The 22,234-nt window shown below is 34.4% G+C and carries 19 protein-coding genes and 4 pseudogenes; 10 read left to right on the forward strand and 13 right to left on the reverse strand.

Annotated features, from left to right (window positions below):
* Positions 1-13: 13 nt before the first annotated feature.
* Entirely contained in the window at positions 14-148 is a 135-nt protein-coding gene (gene rpmH, locus INQ25_RS04210) for a 50S ribosomal protein L34 (protein ID WP_006279898.1), read from the reverse strand.
* A gap of 107 nt (positions 149-255) precedes the next feature.
* Between rpmH and pstC the strand changes: the two genes are divergently transcribed.
* The 4 genes from pstC (at position 256) to INQ25_RS04230 (ending at position 3,836) form a co-directional block, all read left to right on the forward strand.
* Complete coding sequence (pstC, locus tag INQ25_RS04215) at positions 256-1,344, forward strand: phosphate ABC transporter permease subunit PstC (protein WP_038199744.1); 1,089 nt, start codon at positions 256-258, stop codon at positions 1,342-1,344.
* Positions 1,345-1,445: 101 nt separating this feature from the next.
* Complete coding sequence (gene atpD / locus INQ25_RS04220; protein ID WP_010962432.1) at positions 1,446-2,873, forward strand: F0F1 ATP synthase subunit beta; 1,428 nt, start codon at positions 1,446-1,448, stop codon at positions 2,871-2,873.
* Between the two features lie 12 nt (positions 2,874-2,885).
* Entirely contained in the window at positions 2,886-3,230 is a 345-nt protein-coding gene (locus tag INQ25_RS04225; protein ID WP_006279902.1) for a F0F1 ATP synthase subunit epsilon, read from the forward strand.
* Positions 3,231-3,656: 426 nt separating this feature from the next.
* Positions 3,657-3,836 carry an ankyrin repeat domain-containing protein gene (locus tag INQ25_RS04230; protein ID WP_223823054.1) on the forward strand — a complete coding sequence of 60 codons (180 nt, stop codon included), beginning with the start codon at positions 3,657-3,659 and terminating at the stop codon, positions 3,834-3,836.
* Between the two features lie 93 nt (positions 3,837-3,929).
* Here INQ25_RS04230 and INQ25_RS06985 read toward each other — a convergent pair.
* The 3 genes and pseudogenes from INQ25_RS06985 to INQ25_RS04255 form a co-directional block, all read right to left on the reverse strand.
* A pseudogene (locus INQ25_RS06985) lies at positions 3,930-4,910 on the reverse strand (IS3 family transposase).
* Positions 4,911-5,119: 209 nt separating this feature from the next.
* Positions 5,120-6,049 (reverse strand): AEC family transporter, encoded by a 930-nt coding sequence (locus tag INQ25_RS04250; RefSeq protein WP_213863126.1) that lies wholly within the window; start codon positions 6,047-6,049, stop codon positions 5,120-5,122.
* A 268-nt stretch (positions 6,050-6,317) separates the two neighbouring features.
* Positions 6,318-6,867, reverse strand: a pseudogene (locus INQ25_RS04255) (GNAT family N-acetyltransferase).
* Positions 6,868-6,883: 16 nt separating this feature from the next.
* On the opposite strand from INQ25_RS04255, the gene INQ25_RS04260 reads away from it, so the two are divergent.
* Entirely contained in the window at positions 6,884-8,047 is a 1,164-nt protein-coding gene (locus INQ25_RS04260) for a multidrug effflux MFS transporter (protein ID WP_213863127.1), read from the forward strand.
* Positions 8,048-8,074: 27 nt separating this feature from the next.
* Here the strand turns inward: INQ25_RS04260 and prfA are convergent, their stop codons facing one another.
* Complete coding sequence (gene prfA, locus INQ25_RS04265) at positions 8,075-9,154, reverse strand: peptide chain release factor 1 (protein WP_015588867.1); 1,080 nt, start codon at positions 9,152-9,154, stop codon at positions 8,075-8,077.
* A gap of 98 nt (positions 9,155-9,252) precedes the next feature.
* On the opposite strand from prfA, the gene yihA reads away from it, so the two are divergent.
* From yihA to tnpC, 5 genes and pseudogenes are all read left to right on the forward strand, one after another.
* The gene (gene yihA, locus INQ25_RS04270; RefSeq protein WP_015588868.1) at positions 9,253-9,846 is read left to right on the forward strand and encodes a ribosome biogenesis GTP-binding protein YihA/YsxC; all 594 of its coding nucleotides are present in this window, start codon (positions 9,253-9,255) and stop codon (positions 9,844-9,846) included.
* A gap of 4 nt (positions 9,847-9,850) precedes the next feature.
* The gene (gene argB / locus INQ25_RS04275) at positions 9,851-10,762 is read left to right on the forward strand and encodes an acetylglutamate kinase (RefSeq protein WP_213863145.1); all 912 of its coding nucleotides are present in this window, start codon (positions 9,851-9,853) and stop codon (positions 10,760-10,762) included.
* 414 nt (positions 10,763-11,176) lie between these two features.
* Complete coding sequence (dut, locus tag INQ25_RS04280; protein ID WP_006279458.1) at positions 11,177-11,638, forward strand: dUTP diphosphatase; 462 nt, start codon at positions 11,177-11,179, stop codon at positions 11,636-11,638.
* A gap of 78 nt (positions 11,639-11,716) precedes the next feature.
* Entirely contained in the window at positions 11,717-11,977 is a 261-nt protein-coding gene (locus INQ25_RS04285) for a hypothetical protein (protein WP_246484087.1), read from the forward strand.
* Between the two features lie 111 nt (positions 11,978-12,088).
* Positions 12,089-13,463: pseudogene (tnpC, locus tag INQ25_RS04290) on the forward strand (IS66 family transposase).
* A 74-nt stretch (positions 13,464-13,537) separates the two neighbouring features.
* Here the strand turns inward: tnpC and INQ25_RS06655 are convergent.
* The 8 genes and pseudogenes from INQ25_RS06655 to INQ25_RS06990 all read right to left on the reverse strand — a co-directional run.
* Complete coding sequence (locus INQ25_RS06655) at positions 13,538-13,660, reverse strand: hypothetical protein (protein WP_255703183.1); 123 nt, start codon at positions 13,658-13,660, stop codon at positions 13,538-13,540.
* A 6-nt stretch (positions 13,661-13,666) separates the two neighbouring features.
* Positions 13,667-13,840: a hypothetical protein gene (locus INQ25_RS04295; RefSeq protein ID WP_213863128.1), complete on the reverse strand. Its 174-nt coding sequence runs from the start codon at positions 13,838-13,840 to the stop codon at positions 13,667-13,669.
* 37 nt (positions 13,841-13,877) lie between these two features.
* Positions 13,878-16,811, reverse strand: a complete 2,934-nt coding sequence (locus tag INQ25_RS04300; protein WP_213863129.1) for a YhdP family protein — start codon at positions 16,809-16,811, stop codon at positions 13,878-13,880.
* Positions 16,804-17,241: a ribonuclease HI gene (rnhA, locus tag INQ25_RS04305; protein ID WP_213863130.1), complete on the reverse strand. Its 438-nt coding sequence runs from the start codon at positions 17,239-17,241 to the stop codon at positions 16,804-16,806. The genes INQ25_RS04300 and rnhA overlap by 8 nt, the downstream gene beginning before the upstream one ends.
* Positions 17,242-17,417: 176 nt before the next feature.
* Entirely contained in the window at positions 17,418-18,305 is an 888-nt protein-coding gene (locus INQ25_RS04310; protein WP_213863131.1) for a heme o synthase, read from the reverse strand.
* Between the two features lies 1 nt (position 18,306).
* Complete coding sequence (gene ctaD, locus INQ25_RS04315) at positions 18,307-19,857, reverse strand: cytochrome c oxidase subunit I (protein WP_174515961.1); 1,551 nt, start codon at positions 19,855-19,857, stop codon at positions 18,307-18,309.
* Between the two features lie 15 nt (positions 19,858-19,872).
* The gene (gene coxB, locus INQ25_RS04320; RefSeq protein ID WP_213863132.1) at positions 19,873-20,637 is read right to left on the reverse strand and encodes a cytochrome c oxidase subunit II; all 765 of its coding nucleotides are present in this window, start codon (positions 20,635-20,637) and stop codon (positions 19,873-19,875) included.
* 1,193 nt (positions 20,638-21,830) lie between these two features.
* Positions 21,831-22,234, reverse strand: a pseudogene (locus tag INQ25_RS06990) (transposase); the annotation flags it as partial.

Raw genomic sequence — 22,234 nt, forward strand, 5'->3', positions numbered from 1 at the left:
TTTTTTATACTTACTATGCGCATAATTTGTTACACCCTAATGAACGGCGCCTATTAAGGATTTTTCTTCCAGCTCTTGTTGCCATACGTGAACGAAATCCGTGTCTGCGCTTTCTTATCAAATTTTTTGGTTGAAATGTTCTCTTCATTGTTTTTATATTAATATAATTATTTATTTTAAATTGTTTTACTTTATTGTCAAATAATGGTGAACTTGTATGACATTTTCGTAGAATAAAATTTGATGCATGGAAGAATGAATTCGGTGATAGTCATACCTGTCTTACTAATCCTTTTATTTTGTTTTAGTAGGTTTCAAGAAGTAAATAAGGTTAAATCTTATCTATATCTTAGTTGTGTATGGATGCTAACTTGGTTGTTAGTATTCTATAATAATTGTTTTGTAACTTTTATTTCTATAGCGTTACTTTTTTTCATGCTTGCTTTTATCTTTAAAAATAAAAGAAATAAGATAATAAAACTTTCGTTATTTGTGGCTTTGGCCATATCATTTTTTATCACTTTATTTATAATGCTGTCTATTTTTATTCAATCCATTAGTTTTTTTAATAAAGTAGCTATTTCAGAATTCTTGTTTTGCTTGAAATGGGGCCACAATGTAGTCACTATCAATGAAGAGAAGATAGGATGTTTTGGTATAGCGCCGCTTTTAGTTGGTACATTACTTATAACTATTATAGCAATGTTAGTTGTCGTTCCGCTTGGTTTATTTTCTGCAATATATATTAGTGAATATGCGAGTGAGAAAGTGCGTTATATTGTTAATACAACTTTGCAAGTTTTGTCTGCTATTCCTACGGTTGTATATGGATATTTCGCGGTTGTGTTTTTGTCTTTCTTTATAAAGCAGGTAGCAAATTTTTTTGGTTTAAGTATACACTCAGAAAGTGCCTTAGTTGCCGGTTTATCGATTGGGATAATGATTCTTCCTTTTATTATTTCTTTACTCGAAGATGCCATAAGATCTGTTCCAAAAAGCTTGCGTTATGGCTTCATGGCACTTGGTGCAACTCCAGCGGAAACTATATGGCATATAACAATACCTTATGCAATGCCTACAATTTTAAGTGCAATTTTATTGTCAATTTCAAGAGTGATAGGTGAAACAATGATTGTGCTAATGGCTGTGGGAATCAACGCAAATTTGACTTTTAACCCTCTTAATTCAGTTACTACCATTACCGTGCAGATCGCTACATTACTTACCGGAGATCAGGATTTCAATAGTGTACAAACTCTTGCTGCTTATGCGCTTAGTTTAGTATTGTTTATTATTACTTGGCTATTAAATGCATTTGCATTGTTTGTAATGAAGCGTAACTAGTAAGCGTTTTAATGTTGCAAAATTTCTATTAATAATATAAAATTTATTTTCTTTAGAAGTTCTTTTATGGAATTATAGTGTTAGGTGATAAAAATAAAGAGATGAATATAGGTAGAGCGATTAAGGTAACTCAAGCAGTTGTTGATATAAAATTTGAAGGTGAATTGCCTAAAATATTTAATGCTTTAAAAAGCAAACTAAAATATAAGGATAAGGAGCTGGTTTTAGAAGTTTCGCAGCATATAGGTGACAATATAGTTCGTTGTATTGCTATGGATAGCACAGATGGCATGTCAAGGGGGGATGAATTTGTTGATACAGGTGCACCAATATCGGTGCCAATTGGGCGTTCAACTTTAGGAAGGATTTTTAATGTTGTTGGAGAGCTTATAGATGAGTGTGGTCCACTGAAGGGAAAGTATAACTTAGAGCCTATACACAGAGCACCTCCAAGTTTTACTGAACAGAGAATACAGGAAGAAGTTTTAGTTACGGGAATAAAAGTTATAGATCTTCTTGCACCTTATCTTAAAGGAGGAAAAATTGGCTTATTTGGTGGAGCCGGTGTTGGTAAAACAGTCCTAATAATGGAATTAATTAATAATATAGCAAAAGCTCATAAAGGATTTTCTGTGTTTGCCGGGGTAGGGGAGAGAACGCGTGAAGGTAACGATCTTTATCACGAGATGATCACTTCAAATGTAATAAATATAAATGAGCATGAAAAATCTCAAGCTGTTTTGGTTTATGGTCAGATGAATGAGCCTCCTGGAGCAAGGGCTAGAGTTGCTTTAACAGCACTTACTATGGCAGAGTATTTTCGTGACCGTGAAAACCAAGATGTTCTATTTTTTGTGGATAATATCTTTAGATTTACACAAGCTGGTTCTGAAATTTCTGCTTTACTTGGAAGAATACCGTCAGCTGTTGGTTATCAGCCAACCCTTGCAACTGATATGGGTGCAATGCAAGAAAGAATAGCTTCAACAACTTCTGGCTCTATTACTTCTGTGCAAGCTATATATGTTCCTGCGGACGATTTGACTGATCCAGCCCCAGCAACTACATTCTCTCACCTTGATGCAACCACAGTGTTGTCAAGGCAAATAGCTGAAATGGGAATATACCCTGCTGTTGATCCACTTGATTCAACTTCTCAGTCTTTATCTGCTGAAATCATTGGTGAAGAACATTATAATGTAGCTTCTGAGGTGAAACGTATATTGCAAACTTATAAATCACTGCAAGATATTATCGCAATACTTGGTATGGATGAGCTATCTGATGAAGATAAAATTATTGTTGATAGGGCTCGTAAGATTCAGAAATTTCTTTCTCAACCTTTTCACGTTGCAGAAATATTTACTGGCATGCCTGGTAAATTTGTTTCACTTTCTGATACTGTTTCCAGTTTTAAAGGGATTGTTGAAGGCAAATATGATCACTTACCAGAGGCTGCTTTTTATATGGTGGGGAATATAGATGAAGCAATAAAAAAGGCTGAATTAATACAAGCTGAAGCTAAATAAAAGTTAAAGATTATGAATACTTTTAAAGTGCAATTTTTCTCTCCTGATGATCAAATTTCATTCAGTGGAGTGGTTTCTCTTTCAGTAACTGGGCTCGAAGGGGAGCTTATGATTTTAGCTCACCATGCTCCTTACTTAATTTATTTATTGCCTGGTATGATTACTGTTAAAATGAGTAACCAAACAGAAAAGAAGGTTGTAATTGATAGTGGCGTATTAGAAGTTGCAAATAATAATTGTAGCATTATAACAAGTCAAATTCAGGTTTTTGATCGTGCAATTCATGATGAGAAATCGTTTAAAAATAAGAGAATTAGTATATATTTAAGTTATCTTGATGAGAAGTTTCTTTCTTAGTTATTTTAGGCAAAAAGTCAATTATCATTCAAGTGGCTATAAGATTTTTGCTCAGGGGGCTCTTTTTTGTCATTCCAGAAACCCCGGGGTGTCATCCCAGTGTCGGAGTACTTTAGGTGTATGATCCCAGAGTGTGATGGTATGGGACCATACACCTAATCAAATAAAAATTAAAGAAGGAGAGTTGGTTGTAACGGTTGGAGATAACGACTTTGTTTTACCTGGAATTTACGTTGGATAAACTACAAAAAATAACAGGTAAAAATCAACGTAAATTTAAGATAAATCGATTTTATTAGTATTATCAAATCAAAATCTGTTTTTAATTAATCAATAATACTTTTTTACATATTTTTATCCCCTTTCATGGATTTTTTAATTTTATAGATGATATCTAATATTATTAGAAGCATTGTAAAATATCTTATGAGAAAAGTTATAAAATATATTAGCATTATTGGTATTGCATGTTTAGTATTGTTATTTTTTATATCTAATGTGGAAACACGCGTAAAAACACAGGAAGAACAATTATTCCTAGCTGTAGAAGATGGTAATGCACAAGAAGTAAAACTATTACTCAAAAATGGTGCAGACCCAAATTGACCTTACCCAGAAAAAGTAGAGAGAAAGTTAAGACGTTTTTATCATGAGAATAAATTGTGCAGGAATGCAATAGTTAATAGTAGAATGTCTACGTTATTTGTTACAAAAGATTTCTATGTATTCAAATATGGCAGTTCTGGTTTGTTGAGCGAGAAGTATCAATAAGCAGCTCCCTTTTAAGTGAACTTTTCTGCAACAGAGTTATCGTAACAACAGCCCTTATGGCTCATGCTGGAAATGATGTTTTTTGTATTCAATAGAAATTGGTAATTTTGAGAGGTATACTGTGACCCTTGATCGCTATGTAACAGCAGATTTTTATCGGGTTTGCGTTTATCAACGGCCATCAATAAAGAATCTATAACTAATTATCATGTTACTCATTAACCACCATGCGTGAATATAGGTCAATTATTGCCGCCAACAACCTTCTTTAGTTTTGATGTAGGTAATCCCAAACTTTATTTGGCTGATCAGTAGTAAAATTTTGATCCAATGTGTTCGGAGCCACAACTCGGTTGCTTATTTGCTGTTTTTTATTTTTGAACCTTCGTCTAAGCTTGGTTTTAATGCCATTTTCTTGCATAACACTTTGTACTGTTTTAATTTTTGCCTAAAGCTTTTAATTCAGCGTGAATTTTAGGGGCTCCATATCTGCATTTAGAAGCTTGATGTATTTTTTGAATATCTGCTAGAAGCCCTTCTTTTGCTAATTCTTTACTGCTTTTTTCCTTAGCAACCCATACCACCAGTACAAAACCCTACATAGTTCCTGTGTTTTATAGCAATTTCTATATAAAAGAATACTTTACTCTTTTTCTTTGCCCAGGGCTTTTTTTAAGATGTCTCTTTCTCTTATTAGCTCTTTTTTTAGATCAAATCTTTCTTTGTCATAAGGAGCCTTTGCCTGGAAATGCGTATGCTCCAGACATTTTTCCATCATATTTTCTTACTTAACATACTACCATCTATACCTAGATCTTTTGCTATTTTTGTACTTGCTTGACCTGTTTCTTTAACCAGCTTAACAGCTTCTAATTTGAATTCTGCTGTATATTCTCTTCTATTTGTCATATTTTGAAAAAACGTTTTATTTTACTCCAAAAACGTCTTAACTTTCTCTCTACTTTTTCTGGGTAAGGTCAATTTACCGCCGCGGCGCTAACTAGTAGCGGGATGACGGGTTACCAAATTGTAGAAGTTGCTTTAGCTATAAATTCAAGTTTTATCAATGTCTTGTGTTGTTACCCAAATAATGGTTGTGCAAGCGCTTAATTTTTTGATCAAAAAGGAACAAGTTTAGTAAAAAATAATGATATTATTAGTGGAACATAAAACAGTCCCACTGCAGTACTGATTAGAAGCAACAGAGTAGCTTTATCTGGTTGATAATTCAAAATATTAGCAAGTATTATACTGGACCCAGAAACTGGAATAATAGCCAGCAACATCAGTGCTTTATATATGCTCTCATCGTATATACCTATAACATGCTTGTCTAAAAGGACAATTCCTAAAACAAACAGTGGCCAGAATACGTACTTTGCTGTAATAGTGATCAAAGCAAGCTTCCAATCTACTTTAAAGCTTGCAATATTCGCAATGCTCACTCCAAGTAGCACCATTCCTAATGTGACAAATGTACTTCTAATGTTCATCATAACATCTGTTAAAAAAGTAGGTATTTGTATATCGTATATACTTAAAAAGAAGCCCAGAACCATCGCATAAAGCGAAGGAAGTTTGAACAACTTTAATATGCATTCTTTTGCGGTATAAATACCATTTGCAGCTATGTAAAATCCTAAGCTGTTTTCAAATAGCGCCATTCCTATATAACAAACAACATATACAGATACTGAATCTTCATCAAATAAAGCCATGGCAATCGGCAGGCCAAAATAACCCATACTTGTGCTACCCGAGCTAAATGCTAATATGTTTCTCGTGTTATCCTTAAATAAAAAAGAAGAAAGATAATACACTGATAAGGACATAGTGCTACCTATAAACCATATCAAAATCGGCAGAGAAATTACTTTTAAATTAACTTCTGTATGAGAAACTCCATATAAAATCACTATTGGATTAGCTATATAAAAGAGTATTTGAGATATAGTGTTTCTATCAATTTTAAGACATTTTCCTGCTAAATAACCAATAAATATCGTAATATAAATAGGTAATATTTTTAGGAAAAGAGTAAAGAACATACTAGCCTATTGTGATACTTTTGACTGATAAAGTAATATTAGATCTTAAGGTATTGTAAAAGTAAACAAAATTTATTTTCCAATTTATCCAGCTCATAGTTAATTAAATTAGTGCCAAAATTTGTTTTTACATAGGACTTAAGAATGACATTTTTATGATAAAATTATGTTAAGTTTCTATAAAGCTTCTTGCATATTTTTAAATAATGACATATTTACTAAAAATTAAACTGCTTGTAGTAATTTAGACGAACTGTTGAAAAAACGCTCATCTTGCATGGTTCTCAGGAATTCTTGCCTTAATCATTAAAATCGTACCATTGCTTTCCCTAATTTTTTTAAAGCCAACTTTTTCATAAACACGGATTGCACGAACATTTGCTGTATCTGGGTCAACAAAAGCATTTTCAGAAACTTTAAAGACAAATTCGTTTAAAAATATATTCAAAGCTTGTGGACCAATGCCTTTGCCCACATAATCCAGCTCTCCGATATACCAGTCTATGGCAGCACAGCTTTCTGGAAGCTCAGAAGTATCGTAGCCCTGCTCAGGTGGAAAATCATGTTTGTTATAGTATTGAATATAACCAATATCAACTCCATCACAATTAATAATGAATGCATGCATTGGTTTTTCAATAATTTGTATCTTAAGTTTCAAACGCTTTGATATAATTGCTATATTTTTTCTCAATTAACTCTGGTGTCCAATTTATATCCGCATCCCACCACCTCTTTACGTGAGGTGTTTCTAACCATTTTAATAACAGTAAAAAATGTTCTTCTTTCAACGCTTTAAATGTGATATTTTTATTCATTAATTGAAAATCTCAAATGTTACTACCATTTCTGTTAATCCTGTCTCTAATTGCCAAGTTCATTGAGATTGACATTTCCGTACCTAGTTTTCCTGATATGGTGCGCTATTTTAACGTATCAGAAGGAACAATTCAATTAACTATTGCTTATAATTTTTTAGGCTTTTGCATAGGAGGGTTGTTTTTCGGTCCATTGTCTGAATGCTACGGCAGAAGGAGAATTATGATCATAGGTAACACTTTGTTATTAATCGGCGCTGTTGGTTGTGTTTTTGCACCGTCGATTTTTTGGCTTTTAATCTCTCGCTTTGTTCAGGGCATTGGTGTCAGCACATCTGTAGTTGTGTTTGCAATCGTTGCAGACAGCTATAAAGGTGACGAAGCGGTGAAATTTATTGGAATCATGAATTCTGTTCTTACAGTTGTCATGGCAATTGCGCCAGTGTTAGGCAGTTTCATCAATGAAATTGTAGGATGGCGTGGTAATTATGCAACTGTTGCAATACTTTGTTTGATCTCTTGGGTTTTGCTGCTTTTAGCGTTACCAGAAACAAAAAAGGACCGCGATATTTTCAGTTTGAAAAAAACGATGAAAGATTACAGAAAACTACTATCTAATCCGAGGTTTGTTACGTTGTCTTTGATGTCAAGCCTCTTTTCTGCTGCTTATATGTCATTCATCACTTGTGGACCTTTTCTGTATATGAAGACTTTTGGTTTATCTAGCACTATTTATGCACTACATCAAGGTGCAATAGTTGGGTGCTTCTCACTCATCAGTCTATTTGCTGGCAAAATCTTGCAGAAACTTGGAGCAATAAAGTGTGTAATTTCTGGTACGAGCGTGGGTGCTATTGGGTCTCTATTGCTTGTAATATTCAGTATAATTGTACCCCACTCTTTCTACTTAGTAACACTGTCTATGATTATTTTTTCTATCGGTTGTGCAATTTGCCAGCCAGTGATTTTTAATGCATCAATAAATGTTTTCCCCGAAATTAAAGGCACAGCTTCTTCTGCAGTTTCATTCATTAGAGCTTTTATCATGACTATTTTTATCGGCTTAACAAGCTACGTTTACAATGGTCAAACAATTAGTGTAGCTGTTCTTGTTCTATCCGCGGTAGTACTAGAACTTATTTTTACTGTCTATCTATTGCGTTTAAAAGATCCTATGTAATTAATAAAGATATTCCATTGTAGGCTGCTAACTTTCCCCGGCCAATCTTTCTGCTTCATTACGTGAGATTAGTGCCTCAATAAATTCATCTAGTTCACCTTCTTTTATAATCTGCTCTAGCCGATGTGAAGTTAGATTAATTCTGTGGTCTGTTATTCTTGATTGTGGAAAATTATATGTTCTTATGCGCTCGGAACGATCCCCAGAGCCAATCTGACTTTTCCTCATTGTTGACCTTTCCATTTCTTTTTTTTGTCTTTCAATTTCGTATAGCCTTGCCCTCAATACTTTGAGCGCTTTAGCTTTATTTTTGTGCTGCGATTTTTCATCTTGCTGTATCACAACTATCCCTGTTGGCAAGTGGGTGACCCTTACTGCGCTGTCAGTTGTATTCACTGATTGCCCTCCAGGACCACTGGATCTATAAACATCTATTCGTAAGTCTTTTTCTTCTATTTTAAAGTCAACTTCTTCTACTTCAGGTAATATCGCAACAGTAGCGGCAGAGGTATGCAACCTTCCTGAGGATTCAGTTTCTGGCACTCTCTGTACTCTGTGCACCCCTGATTCAAATTTCAACCTTGCAAAAACTTCTGTTCCATTAATGAGTGCAGAAGCTTCCTTATAGCCACCTATACCTGTATTAGAAATGCTTATTGGCTCGAACTTCCAATTTCTTCTTTCTGCATATTTTTGATACATACGAAATAACATTGCTGCAAATAATGCTGCTTCTTCTCCGCCTGTACCTGCTCTAATTTCTAATATTGCATTTCTTGAGTCATCTTCATCTTTGGGCAGTAATGCTAACTTTAATTTTGCTTTTATTTTTGGTAATAATACCTTCTGCTTTTCGAAAAATTCTTCTTTTGCTAACTCTTTTATATCACCTTCGCTGTTTTCATCTTTCATTATTTCTTCTAAGTCTGAAATTTCCTCTTTCAGCGTGTTATATTCATCAATTATCTTGATTATTGGCCTGAGCTCAGAGTATTCCTTTGAAAGGGTAATGAATTCTTTTTGACTTAAATTGGTAGGATTTTCCAAATTCCTCTCTATATCATTAAATTTTTTCTTTAAGTCTTGTAAATTATTTTCCATATCCATATAGCACAGATCTAGCTAAGTAATATATACTGAAATAAAAAATTTCTTATATCAAGCAATAACACTATAATATACCTACTACCTTCTAGTTGAATATAATGGCAAAACAGATAACATCAAACTGCAATTTCATATTTGGAGCTTCGGACATAAAAACATTACCAGATGAATCGGCTCCAGAGATTGCGTTTGCTGGTAGATCAAATGTAGGAAAATCCAGTCTGATTAACTTACTGATAAACAGCAAAAAAGCTGCCAGAGTTTCCTCTAAACCTGGATGCACTAGACAAATAAATTTTTACTCTATGTACAATGATAAGTTCAGGCTTGTTGACCTGCCAGGGTATGGTTATTCTCATGCAGGTAAGGAGGAAATTATACAATATTTAAACTTAATTGAGTATTATCTAATTCAAAGAAGAAATCTAAGAAGAGTGTTTGTGTTGATAGATAGCAAGGTAGGATTAAAAGAAATAGACAAAGACTTCATTTATTGGTTAATATATAATAACATTAACTTTAACATTGTGCTAACAAAAATAGATAAAGTAAGTCAAAAAAGCTTAGGTGCTGTTATAGAAGATATTCAAAAATGGATTAATAATGAGAATGTGTCAATTCATCAAATGAGCATCCGTGTTAAGCATAAAATAACCAAGGTAAGAGATGAGTTTTTCAAGTTTACAAGATAAAAAAATGAAGAGTAGTGAATTTTTAAAGGGTGAGGTATCATTTGAACAAAAAGCAGAAATATTACTTGAAGTGCTATCTAACATACCTAGCTTTGTAGGCGAGACTTTTGTCATTAAATGCGGTGGTACAATAATCTTAGATGAAACACTATTTAATACTTTTGTGCATAATGTTGTCTTGTTGAAGCAGCTTGGTATAAATCCGGTAATAATTCATGACGGAGAATATGAAATTAACTCGGTGTTAAAAATGCTGGGTATGGACAGTAAGTTTGTGAATGGTATCAGACTTACAGACAAAGACACTATGAAAATCATTGAAATTGCACTGTGTGGCTCAGTTAATAAAAAAATTGTTCAGCATATAAATTCTGCTGGTGGTTCAGCTATTGGATTATGTGGAAAAGATGGTCACTTAATTAAAGCCGAAAAAATAACCGCTACGCTTAGAGAAGATAGATCAAATAATATCGAAAAGATATTAGACATGGGGTTCATCGGTAGACCAACTGAAATCAATCCTGATATATTATTTTTTATTGAAGAATCAGATTTTATACCAGTTATTGCACCAATTGGTCATGGAAAAGATGGGGAAACATATCATATTGATGCCGATAGCACTGCAAGCGCAATTGCAATTGCAGTTTCTGCATCTAAAATGATAATCTTGAGTGACACAGATGAAGAAATAGATAAAATTGGTGGCAGGAAGATATCTGTTAAAAATTTAAATGCATCGATTGATTGTGGGAAAATTAAAGGGGAAAAATTTATTGAAAGGCTTATGGCATACGTTAAAATGGCGGAGGAATGTGCTGGAGTTGTTCACATAGTTGATGGTAGAATACCTAACATTATGCTTGATTTATTTACTGAGAATAATTCAAGCATATCGATTGTGAGTGATTTATAGCTATACTGCTTACAACTACACGAATACCAAGAGGGTGTCATTCAAGTAGCTGACACTGGAATGACAGCAATCTACGTCATACCGCGATTCATTCGCGGTATCTCTAGATCCCGCTAACAAGTAGCGGGATGACGGTTGTCAGGGTGTCATCCCAGCGCCCTTATGATGTCATCCCAGTGCCCAGACACTGGGATCCAGAAGACTTAATTTCAACCAAGTGGCTGCATAATAAGGACTAGATTCCAGACTGGAATGACATCATAGAGGCACTGGGATGACAAAAAAAGGAGCACTGAACTTGTCAAGGAATTTTATGGCCTAGCGTCACGCGCTGGAATGACATCATTTACATTTATCACTTTTGCAGATACAATTTACATGCTATAATTGAGTCTTCATAGATGGTAAATTGGAGTGCAAAGAAGTAAAATTAAAGTAGAAATAAAAAGATTATCACACGGAGAAGACTTGTCTCTTCCATGTTATGCAACTACGCAGAGTGCTGGCATGGATCTTTATGCTGCATTGAATGATTCTGCTGTTTTAAATCCACTTGAAAGATTACTTGTTCCAACTGGAATTGTGATTGCAATACCAAACGGTTTTGAGGGGCAAATCCGCCCACGTTCTGGTCTTGCTGCAAAACATGGAATCACTGTCTTAAATTCTCCGGGTACTATAGACTCTGATTATCGAGGTGAAGTTAAAATTTGTCTAATTAATCTAAGTAATCAGCCATACGAAATAAAAAGAGGAGATAGAATCGCACAAATCCTTATTTCTCCTGTATCTCAGGTAATTTGGGATGACAGAGAAGAATTCTGCGCAGAAGAAACCGGTCGCAATGCAGGGGGCTTTGGCTCAAGCGGCAGGTAGCTTACGAAAAAGCTTGACTATGACAGTTCTTTTATACACAATTTAAGCATATTAATATTTTATTAAATGAAGTCGTTTATGCTAACTTTCAAAAATCATTGTGGCCAGCTCCACAAAGCAAACACTGTATTTGTTGCATTTACTGCTATATACGTTATAGGTGGATTAGCAATACTTTCAACACCGCTTTGGAGGCCTTCAACTTGCAAGCTAGCAGCTTTTGCAGCTACACCACTTGGAATGGGCGTTTTAGCATTTGTTGCTGCTGCGCTGACTTATTTAGCAAATTGCACAACAGATAATGTCATTCCAGTGCTCCCTTTCTTGTCATCCAAGTAGCTGACACTGGGATCTGGTAGACAATGTTCATACGTATCCGTTCAGCGGAGTGGCAGAATAAGGTAGACAAGGTGATCTAAAAAGATAATCATAGAGCAAAAGTGAGGTAATGTGGTAAACCTTTTAGAACTTTGCAAAAATTTACAGCAAAAAATAGAAAAGTTAGAAGCAAAAATAGAAAGGCTGGAAAGAGAGAATGAAAGTTTAAAAGCAGAGAACAAGGCTTTAAAGATAGAGAACGCTGAATTAAAGGAGAGGCTTGGTTTAAACTCAAGAAATTCATCTCTACCAAGCTCTAGAGAGTTGTACAAAATAAAAAAGGGCAAGCCAAAGAGCGACAGAAACGTCGGTGGTCAGGTTGGTCATAAAGGAAGTTTTCGCGCCAAAATGGATGCAGATGAGGTGATAAAAGTAAAGTTGTCATCTACTTGCGAATGCGGAGGAGAGATTGCAATATGTGGGAAACCTTACATTCATCAAAAAGTTGATCTTCCGGAAATCAAGCCTTATGTAGTAGAATATCAATTAGAGCATGGCCGTTGCCGGAGATGCGGGAAAAGAAGAAGTAGTAAGTTACCAGAAGGTGTTACGTCAGATACATTTGGACCAAGGGTTAAGTCAATAATTGCGGCGTTCAGCGGGTTTTACAAAAATTCAAAACGCGAAATAGCGAGTGTCGTAAATGATATCTTCAATTTGAACATAAGCGTCGGTAGCATATCAAATAGTGAACATAGAGTTGCTTCAAAATGCAAAAAAATGTATGAGCAGATCGAACAAGAGATAAGTAGGAGTAAAGTTCTACATATTGATGAAACGAGCCATTATAACAAAGGTAAACTCGCTTGGTGTTGGATGTTTGCAAGCAATACGGCAAGTTTTGTAAAATTTACAGAGTCAAGAGGAATGAAAGTTTTACAAAGTAGTAAATTCTGCAATCGCAATAGCTTAGTAGTAACCGACAGGTACGCAGCATACAACTACTTTGCCGATAAAAACAGGCAAATCTGCTGGGCACATTTATCAAGAGATTTTGAAAGGTTAGCGCATAGTTGGAATATTAAAGTCAAAGTTCTGGGCTGTTACTTAAGAAACGTAGCCACTGAATTATTTGCACTGAAAAAAGCTTTACTAAAAAGTGAAATAGATGTTTTAAGATTTGCCAGACGCGCAAGAAAATTGCGAAAGCGTACACGATGTTACTTGAAGCCGTTTACCTGAAGCAATTGGAGCTTCTCGAGTTGCGAAAAATATTTTGAAATCTGAAAGAATGATGTGGAATTTTTTAGATGACTCAGAAAATATTCCATTGACAAATAATCACGCTGAACAACAGATACGACACTATGTCGTTTACCGTAAAAACTCATATTTTACACAATCACAGCAAGGAAACACATTCCTCGAACGGATAATTTCATTATACTTAACATGGAAACAAAAGGGGCTAAACCCTTTCCAAAATCTCCTATCTATTGTTTCTTAAACCACTCTGCTGAACGGATACACCCCTAGTATATTTATACTATAGCTGACCCAAGCAACACGTCATACCGCGATTCATTCCACAACTGTACGAACATTACAATATGGCACATAGTAAACGATGTCATGAAAGTAGCTGACACTGGAATGACACCCTTTTGGATGGAAACCAGTGTCACGCACTGGCATGACACCCATTTGTTCCTATAGTTGTCTTTTCTCGTCTACCTTATTTTGCCACTCTGCTGAACAGATACAATTTACAACCACCCCCCCTACCCTTTTTAGTTGTTCAGCAAATATAGAGAGGTTAAAGGGAGTGGTATTACTTAAACAACTAAATAAAAAACCAGGTAGATCATTCTGAAATTCTTGCATTTTTGTCCACAATTTTGTTAAACAACTTCTCTTTTGGTCATATCGAACCAAATTTCTTTTTCACGCCACCTTTTAAGCCACTTTCGTTAGTTTTTGTCATAATGCGATCAAACACTCCCAATAACCTCTTTAATAGGTTTGGAGTTAGCGAAGAGATAAGATCAACAGATACGTTATTGTTTTTGTCATCACCACTTGCTTTATAGTCTATTGAAACGATTCCCCTACTTTTCCCACCAGTAAGAAGTTTTCCAATTATAGGAATTTTTAACAAAGATTTATTAATTGAATATGCTGGTATTACTTGTCCTGCAACCTGGAATTTATAATCTTTAATATCGAGCTTACCACCAGTGCTAATACCTAACTCCGCCCCTTCAAGCCAAGATTCTTCAATTTCAATAGTGCCATCTTTGTATGAGAAAGGTGCATTACATTTATAAAAGTATACACCTTCGTTCTTTATGGCATTTACGATACCAGGCAATGAAGACATCGACAATAAAGTAGTAAGTAGTGGAGCATCTTTGATGTAGAAATTGCTAATGGATAACGTACCATAATGTTCTCCACTTTCTCTCTGAGGAGAGATATAAAAAGACAATTTGCCGTTTTTAATTGATTTACTAATGCCTAAAGAACGCGAAAGTATACCTGCATTATCCGCATATATTTCGAGCCCTATTCCACTGTATTCCGCTAGTATGTTGCTGCTATCTTCTAGAAACTGTCCTGTAAATTGACTTCCATTGCAATTACCTTTAGTACAGGTTACATTCAGCTTAGCATTTTTGATAACGATGCCTTCTTTCATGATTACATTGTCAACATTCATACTAATCTCTATATCTTTGTTTAACCCATTACTGTTTTTACCAAGCAAGCCTAAAATATCACTTAAGTTAATTTCCTCACCATGAACAGTTATAACATTTCTCTCCTTACCTGATTCAATTTCTATACTAAAATCATTATCAGGCAATTTAAAGCTACTAGAATTTAAATATAAATTTCCATTTTCTACTCTTCCGCTGAATTTTATATCTAGGTCATTTCCTACAACATCTAATTTGTCTATTAACAATTCACCTACTCCTTTTAACCTTGTAGAAAACAAAATTTTATTGTGATCTTCAAAACGATTTTTCCATCCTAAATAACTTGAACGTGATTCAAGCTCTGATAAATCCATATTACCATTAACATGCCCCGTCTTATCTTGATTTATTACCGATTCTATATTTGTATTGACATAGCCACTATCAAAATTAAATATTTGGGCAGGTAAATCTCCGGTCAAATTCCAGGCAAAACTTTCATTCCTATTGCTACTTTTCAGGTCAAATAATAGCTGTGTGTTATTCACCATACCACTACCATTTAAATCTATAAAGTCACTGCCAAAACTAAGCTTAATATCATATTTACCAAGACTTGCATTATAGACGGCCAAATTGTCAATTTCGGAATGAAAATTGGCCGAAAAATCTACTTTTTTGTCATCAGCATTTAGATTAAAAATGCGAAAATTAAATACGGATTTTGCCATTCCACTTACTTTATCCCTTTCAACCTTCACCACATCATCCAGCTTAAATTTTATAGGCTCATATAAACCATAAGCATCACTTACAGCTTGGCCATTAATGGTTAGAACTGAATTTTCCTTATCGAGAGATTTCATTTCAATATCACCACCATTAATAGTGAAATTCTGAAACTTAGCGCTATTTACAGTAATTTCAAGATCGTTATTCTTGATGATCAAATCACCCTTTAATTCCTTTACTTGCTCAAAATCTTCATCAAACTTTACGCTACCGTTTTCTATATCAGCAACAATTACAATGTCTGACAGATCGCCATCAACCAATTTGCCATTGAAACTTACAATGGTATTTAAAACATCCCCATCAATATTATCACAATACCAGCTTTTAAATTTACTATTTACTACACTATCTGGTATATAAGTACATAAATCCTTTGCAGCAAACTTACTAATATTAATTCTAAGCAAAGCATGACTTGTACCAAAGTTCATTTTGCCTATTAAAGAGAGATACGTGCCATTTAACTTAAAATGAAAGTTTTTTACACTAATAATTCCATCACTATATGTTAAATTTATATTTACATTAGTTAAGGCCAAATTTTTGTTCAAATAATTTTCTGTATTCAATACGTATATATTTCCATCTACAATTTCATCCTTTTTATTAATTTTCACTGAGAAGCTTCCTTTGAATCCTATATTTTTGTCCAAATTGTAGCTTTTAACTAATGTAGAAAACTTGCTCAATAGTCCCAATTTTAGATCATAAAATGTCCCGTACACATTTAACAAATTGTTGCGATTTTTTATCGTAATTGATAAATCATCCAACAATCCCTTTCCATCTTTTGTATTCACATGAATATCTAAAACATTAAAATCTTCCCCCTTCCCTATATACAATTTATCAATAAAAAATTCATCTTCCGTGCCTTTATTAATAGCGATGTTAGTAAATTCAATTTTTGAATCCGCATTTAAGTCAAAAAAAAATTCCCTTATTGTTTTTACTGAGTTTTGCAGATTAAAATTTACTGCTTTAAAGTCAGCTTCTTTCTGATTGATACATACATGCACATTATCAGCCGAAACCTGAGAGAGATTTGTGCTAGCTTTAAATAAGGAACTTAACTTAAAATGTACAAAAAGCTCAGGAACTTTTATAGTAAAATTAGGGTTTGCTATTGCCAAATCTGTAATGACTAAATACGCATCTTTGCCATCTTTCTGCCAAACAACTGAGGTATTCTCCATATTAACGCTTGAGCCAACAAATGTTTTTGATATTTTATGTTTAACATAAAAATTAATATAATTAATATTGATTTCTAAAGGACTCTCACCCTTAAAAAAGACAAATAAGCAGAATACGAACAATAGAACTATGGAAAGTGATATAGTGATTTTTTTAAGCATTGATTATTGCTTTTCTTGCTAAACTATCAGCCTCCTCATTATACTTATCGCCACTGTGTGCTTTAACCCACTTCCAATCAATTTCGTGTTGTGAAGCAACGTTGTCTAACTCTTTCCACAATTCCATATTTTTTACTGATTTTTTATTACTTGTTTTCCAGCCATTCATTTTCCACTTATTTATCCACTCTGTTATGCCATGTTTAACATAAAGACTATCCGTATATAAATTAATATTACAAGAAAATTTCAATACTTTCAGCCCATTGATCACCGCTGTTAACTCCATTTTATTGTTTGTGGTATTTTCTTCTCTACCATAAATGTCTTTTCTATAATCTTGAAATAATATGATAGCTGCCCATCCTCCCGCTCCAGGATTACCAGAACACGCCCCATCCGTATATATTGTCACTTCCTTTTTGCTCATCTTTAACTGTAATGAATTAATAAAGTATATAGTTGCTTTTATGAAAGCACAATTTCTAAAGGTAGTTTAAGCTGCACCTTTAAATTTTATTATAGAAACAAAAAAAAGTGTGACAACGAGCATTACCAAAAGGAAAAGTAAAAAATAGTTTTTATGCTTCTGCCGTTCTTTCATAACTAAAATAAATCAATAGAACAAAAAATAATACTGGCGAATAGGGAAAATAGATAAGAAATTGAATAAGAAAACATTTTTTTCTGTGAGCTGTGGTTCTTGAATCTGAGAATTGATATAGCGTACCAAATAAAGATGCAACCTGCAAAAATTGCCATGCTTAGATAAAGTAAAGCCTTTTTCAAGAATAGAGCTGGAAGCAAGCTAGTTAGCACCAGCAAAACACTATAAATTAATATATATTTTCTTGTTTTTTCCGGACCATAAACAATATTGAACATAGGAATCGATGCTCTTGCATAGTCTTCAGACTTATTTAAAGATAGGGCCCAAAAGTGTGGTGGAGTCCACATAAAAATTACTAAAAATAAAATGAAACTTTCCCAACTGACAGAATTAGTCACAGCTGCCCAGCCAATCATTGGAGGAAAAGCACCTGCTGCACCACCGATAACGATATTCTGCGGAGTGCGCCTTTTTAGCCAAATTGTATATACGAAAACGTAAAATAATATGCTAACTGCAAGCAAAGCAGCAGAAATATAGTTTACTGCTATTGCCATGATAAATACTGACAATATTCCAAGAGTTATACCAAGTTCAAGCGCGCTTTCTGCAGAAACTCTACCTGAGGGTATAGGGCGGTTTTTTGTCCTTTCCATGAGCAGATCTATGTCTTTGTCATACCACATATTTATAGCACCTGCAGATCCTGAGCCAAGAGCAACACATATAAGAGATATTAGTGCTAGAAAAGGGTGCATACTACCTGGTGCAGTAACCATACCAGCAACTGCAGTAAATACCACAAGATACATTATCCTTGGCTTCAGCAAACGCCAAAAATCCAGTATTGTTGATTCAACATTTAGCAAAACACTTGTGTACATTCTATTTTACCACTGGTGGCTTTTCGAAAGTATGAAAAGGCGGTGGTGAAGATACCGTCCATTCCAAGGTGTCACCTTCCCAAGGATTATCTCCAGCTTTCTTGCCCCATTTAAAGAGATGTATAACTATAAACACAAAAAACATAACTGAAACAAAGGACATATACGAACCAATTGAGGATATATAATTCCAAGGGATAAACGCATCAGGATAATCAGGTATACGCCTTGGCATACCAGCTAATCCTAAGAAATGTTGAGGTAAAAAAGTGATATTGGTGCTAATAAAAGTAAGCCAAAAGTGGATTTGACCTAAGCGCTCATTATATTGTTTACCCGACATTTTACCAATCCAATAATAAAAGCCAGCAAAAGCTCCAAATAATGCAGCAAGTGACATGACATAATGGAAGTGAGCAACAACATAATAGGTGTCGTGCAGGAGCTTATCTATTCCACCATGAGAAAGAATTATTCCCGTTATGCCACCGCCAACAAACATAAAAATAAAACCTAGTGCAAATAGCATAGGGGTCTTAAACTCAATTGCTCCACCCCACATAGTTGCAATCCAGCTAAAGACTTTTACACCAGTTATAACACCGATAAAAATTGTGGTAGTGCTAAAAAATGCAGCAGCGTCAGCACTAAGCCCAACAGTGAACATATGATGAGCCCAAACCATAAAGCCAAATACTGCTATACCTATCATTGCATAAACCATCCCTATGTAACCAAATACAGGTCTGTGAGAAAAAGTTGATACAACCTGACTTATGATGCCAAATGCAGGAAAAATAATTACGTAAACTTCTGGATGACCAAAAAACCAAAATAAATGTTGAAATAACACAGGGTCACCACCACCTGCAGGATCAAAAAAGGAAGTACCAATATTGCGATCAGTAAGAAGCATAGTTATAGCACCGGCAAGCACCGGTAAGGCAACAATCAACATAAATGCTGTTAGCAAGACAGACCAAACAAATAGTGGCATCTTAGTCAACGACATGCCTTTCGCACGCATGTTAAATATAGTAACTATAAAGTTGATCGCCCCAACAATTGACGACATACCAGCAACATGAAGTGCAAGTATAGCAATGTCAACTCCTGCACTTGGATGGGACATTACCTGTGATAAAGGTGGATATAAAGTCCAACCTGTACCTGGACCTTCACCAATAAACACTGAGAGAATGAGCAAAATAAAAGATGACACTAATAACCAAAAACTTAAATTATTCATACGAGGAAATGCCATATCTGGTGCGCCAATCATGAGAGGTACAAACCAGTTACCAAATCCTCCCATGAGGGCTGGCATTATCATAAAAAACACCATTATCAACGCATGCCCTGTAACCATTACGTTATATAATTGATAGTTATTGTTAAGTATATTAATGTGCATTAGCTGAGTGCGAATAATCACCGATAATAATCCACCAATAATTCCAGCTAATATGGAAAAAATAATGTACAGTGTCCCTATGTCTTTATGATTAGTGGAAAACAACCAACGCTTTATGCCCCTTGGTACGTCACTCATATCTATACTCCAAATTTAACTCACTAATTTTCTATTTTCAATCCACTTATTAAAATCTTCTTTGCTTACTGCTTCAACAACAATTGGCATAAATCCATGGCCTTGACCACACAATTCATAGCACTGCCCGTAATAAACACCAGACTTTTTGATATTAAACCACGCCTCATTCAGCCTACCTGGTATCGCATCAATTTTTACACCAAAAGCCGGTACTCCCCAGCTGTGTATCACATCTCCTGCTGTAACTTGTAAACGAACATTAGTATTAATGGGTAAAACGATGTTGTTATCAACAGAGAATAGCTTTAAATCTCCTTCGATAAAGTCTTCTTTTCCCTTAATATAACTATCAAATGACACACCTTGATATTCTGGATATTGGTAACTCCAATACCATTGATGGCCAATAACTTTCAGTGTTATATCAGCTTTCGGTATTTCTTCCTGTAGCTTCAGTAATTTAGCGTTTTCAAAGGCTAATATTCCAACAATGATAGTTGGTATAACAAACCAAATAATTTCTAAAGGAACACTATGGGTAGTTTTACTTATGTTTGTTACTTTGCTTTTACGAAAGCGAAACGCTATATAAGCAAGCAGCGCCCACACAAAAAGCATTATTGTAACCATCACAAGCATCACAAACGAATGTGACCTAACTACAGCCTCCATTACTTCAGTTGCAGGAGCAGGAAATCCAAATTGCCAGGAAGTAGGAGCAGAGGCAACAGGTATATTTGAGTAAAATATTATCAATAGTGCAAATAACTTCACCATATCTTTTGTTTGTTTGCTATAAAACTAAGTGATATACTGTATAATAGTATATATAAACTTACTATGCAAATAGAGATTAGTGATGGTTAATAATTTTTTAGCATTCAACAAGTATAATAGTACAATACTAATTGAGGAAAAAAGCATTTACATAAATCTATTGTAAGTAAAAATATTATAATATTTTAAATTAAGTATTTACTTTAAGTAAATTCTATAATAAGTTTAATAGTGTCTGTTACTGCTAATAACCCTCTAGCCTCACACCTAAAAGCAGTAACAGACACTATTAAACTTTATGACAAGTTTATAATCTGTAAGATCAAAGTCTTACAAGTTTCTTTATTTCATTATACATTGCAGTTTGTTAATTAACTTTTAATGCCTATGGTGGCATTTACAGCTTGGACCAAAGGTTTATGTATTATAGAAAATAATTATAAAAAAAACACACTATTTGTATACCATACAAACTTTTTTTATTCTGCATAGCTGAGTTACTAGATTCTGTAAACGAAATCTTTAGAGAAGCCAAATGGGCAAAGTTTCATGAAGGTCTTTGGCATCTCTTAGCATAGATCCCTTACTTAACCATCATACCGCGATTCATTCGCAGTATCTCAAAGCATAGATCCCGCTAACACGTAGCGGGATGACGATTGTCGTTTAGCCATAAACATTAAGAAATTTACCAAATAAAAAAAAAGGCAAAAGAAGCCCTGGGGTTATTATCCGCTTTAAAATATTGGCGTTTTTTATGTTTTAAACGCTTGACAAGCGAAATTCAGCTGCTTTTAATTGCAACTAACCTACGCTGCAAATGTTTAAGAAATTTACTAAGCAGAAAAAAAGACAAAGAATCCCCGAGTTAGCTAGTCTTTTACTATCTCTGTCGAGTATTGGCATTTTTTGATGTCTTGTAACGCTTTATAAGCGCGTTTCGGCTTATATAGGTAAAAACCCAGAAATTTTTAAAGACATGCGATGCACGTAGTGCGAAAAATTAAACATGAGACGCCAAATACCCTAAGTTTGACTCGCGACATAATGTTGAACATTTTTTTTTGCATTTCCAGAGCAAGTTCTTGAAACCTAAACATTATATGTACATCATCATGATCAATTCTAATGCATCTAACTAATGCTATGATGACCTTACCCAGAAAAAGTGGAGAGAAAGTTTGGAATGTTTTTCACAAAGAGAATGATGCATCAAATTGTTCTGGAATGCAATAGTTAATAGTGACGTTGTTTGTTATAAAAAATTTCTATATATTCAAATATAGCAGTTTTGATATGCTGTTTAGAGTGCCGAGAGGTGTCTATTGGTAACTCCCTTTTTAGAGAACTGAAGAAGCTTTCCACAACAGAATTGTCGTAACAACAACCTTTATGACTCATCTATGTTTTTTATGGATAAGAGATATTGATAACCTTGCGAAGTATATTGTGAACCTTGATCACTATGTAATAGTAGATTTTTGGCAGGTTTACGCTTGTTAACGGCCATTAATAAAGAGTCCATAACCAATTGTTTATTTATTGAACTGCTCATTGACCAGCCAACTACCATGCGTGAATATAGATCGATTATTGT

It is taken from the genome of Wolbachia endosymbiont of Rhagoletis cerasi (assembly GCF_018454475.1).
Classification (GTDB): Bacteria; Pseudomonadota; Alphaproteobacteria; order Rickettsiales; family Anaplasmataceae; genus Wolbachia; species Wolbachia pipientis.

Bases quoted from the DNA above. Each gene is read 5' to 3' on its own strand.
- rpmH (WP_006279898.1), bottom strand. From the start codon at position 148: ATGAAGAGAACATTTCAACCAAAAAATTTGATAAGAAAGCGCAGACAC.
- pstC (WP_038199744.1), top strand. From the start codon at position 256: ATGAATTCGGTGATAGTCATACCTGTCTTACTAATCCTTTTATTTTGT.
- atpD (WP_010962432.1), top strand. From the start codon at position 1,446: ATGAATATAGGTAGAGCGATTAAGGTAACTCAAGCAGTTGTTGATATA.
- INQ25_RS04225 (WP_006279902.1), top strand. From the start codon at position 2,886: ATGAATACTTTTAAAGTGCAATTTTTCTCTCCTGATGATCAAATTTCA.
- INQ25_RS04230 (WP_223823054.1), top strand. From the start codon at position 3,657: ATGAGAAAAGTTATAAAATATATTAGCATTATTGGTATTGCATGTTTA.
- INQ25_RS04250 (WP_213863126.1), bottom strand. From the start codon at position 6,049: ATGTTCTTTACTCTTTTCCTAAAAATATTACCTATTTATATTACGATA.
- INQ25_RS04260 (WP_213863127.1), top strand. From the start codon at position 6,884: ATGTTACTACCATTTCTGTTAATCCTGTCTCTAATTGCCAAGTTCATT.
- prfA (WP_015588867.1), bottom strand. From the start codon at position 9,154: ATGGATATGGAAAATAATTTACAAGACTTAAAGAAAAAATTTAATGAT.
- yihA (WP_015588868.1), top strand. From the start codon at position 9,253: ATGGCAAAACAGATAACATCAAACTGCAATTTCATATTTGGAGCTTCG.
- argB (WP_213863145.1), top strand. From the start codon at position 9,851: ATGAAGAGTAGTGAATTTTTAAAGGGTGAGGTATCATTTGAACAAAAA.
- INQ25_RS04285 (WP_246484087.1), top strand. From the start codon at position 11,717: ATGCTAACTTTCAAAAATCATTGTGGCCAGCTCCACAAAGCAAACACT.
- INQ25_RS06655 (WP_255703183.1), bottom strand. From the start codon at position 13,660: ATGGGTGTCATGCCAGTGCGTGACACTGGTTTCCATCCAAAAGGGTGT.
- INQ25_RS04295 (WP_213863128.1), bottom strand. From the start codon at position 13,840: ATGCAAGAATTTCAGAATGATCTACCTGGTTTTTTATTTAGTTGTTTA.
- INQ25_RS04300 (WP_213863129.1), bottom strand. From the start codon at position 16,811: ATGCTTAAAAAAATCACTATATCACTTTCCATAGTTCTATTGTTCGTA.
- rnhA (WP_213863130.1), bottom strand. From the start codon at position 17,241: ATGAGCAAAAAGGAAGTGACAATATATACGGATGGGGCGTGTTCTGGT.
- INQ25_RS04310 (WP_213863131.1), bottom strand. From the start codon at position 18,305: ATGTACACAAGTGTTTTGCTAAATGTTGAATCAACAATACTGGATTTT.
- ctaD (WP_174515961.1), bottom strand. From the start codon at position 19,857: ATGAGTGACGTACCAAGGGGCATAAAGCGTTGGTTGTTTTCCACTAAT.
- coxB (WP_213863132.1), bottom strand. From the start codon at position 20,637: ATGGTGAAGTTATTTGCACTATTGATAATATTTTACTCAAATATACCT.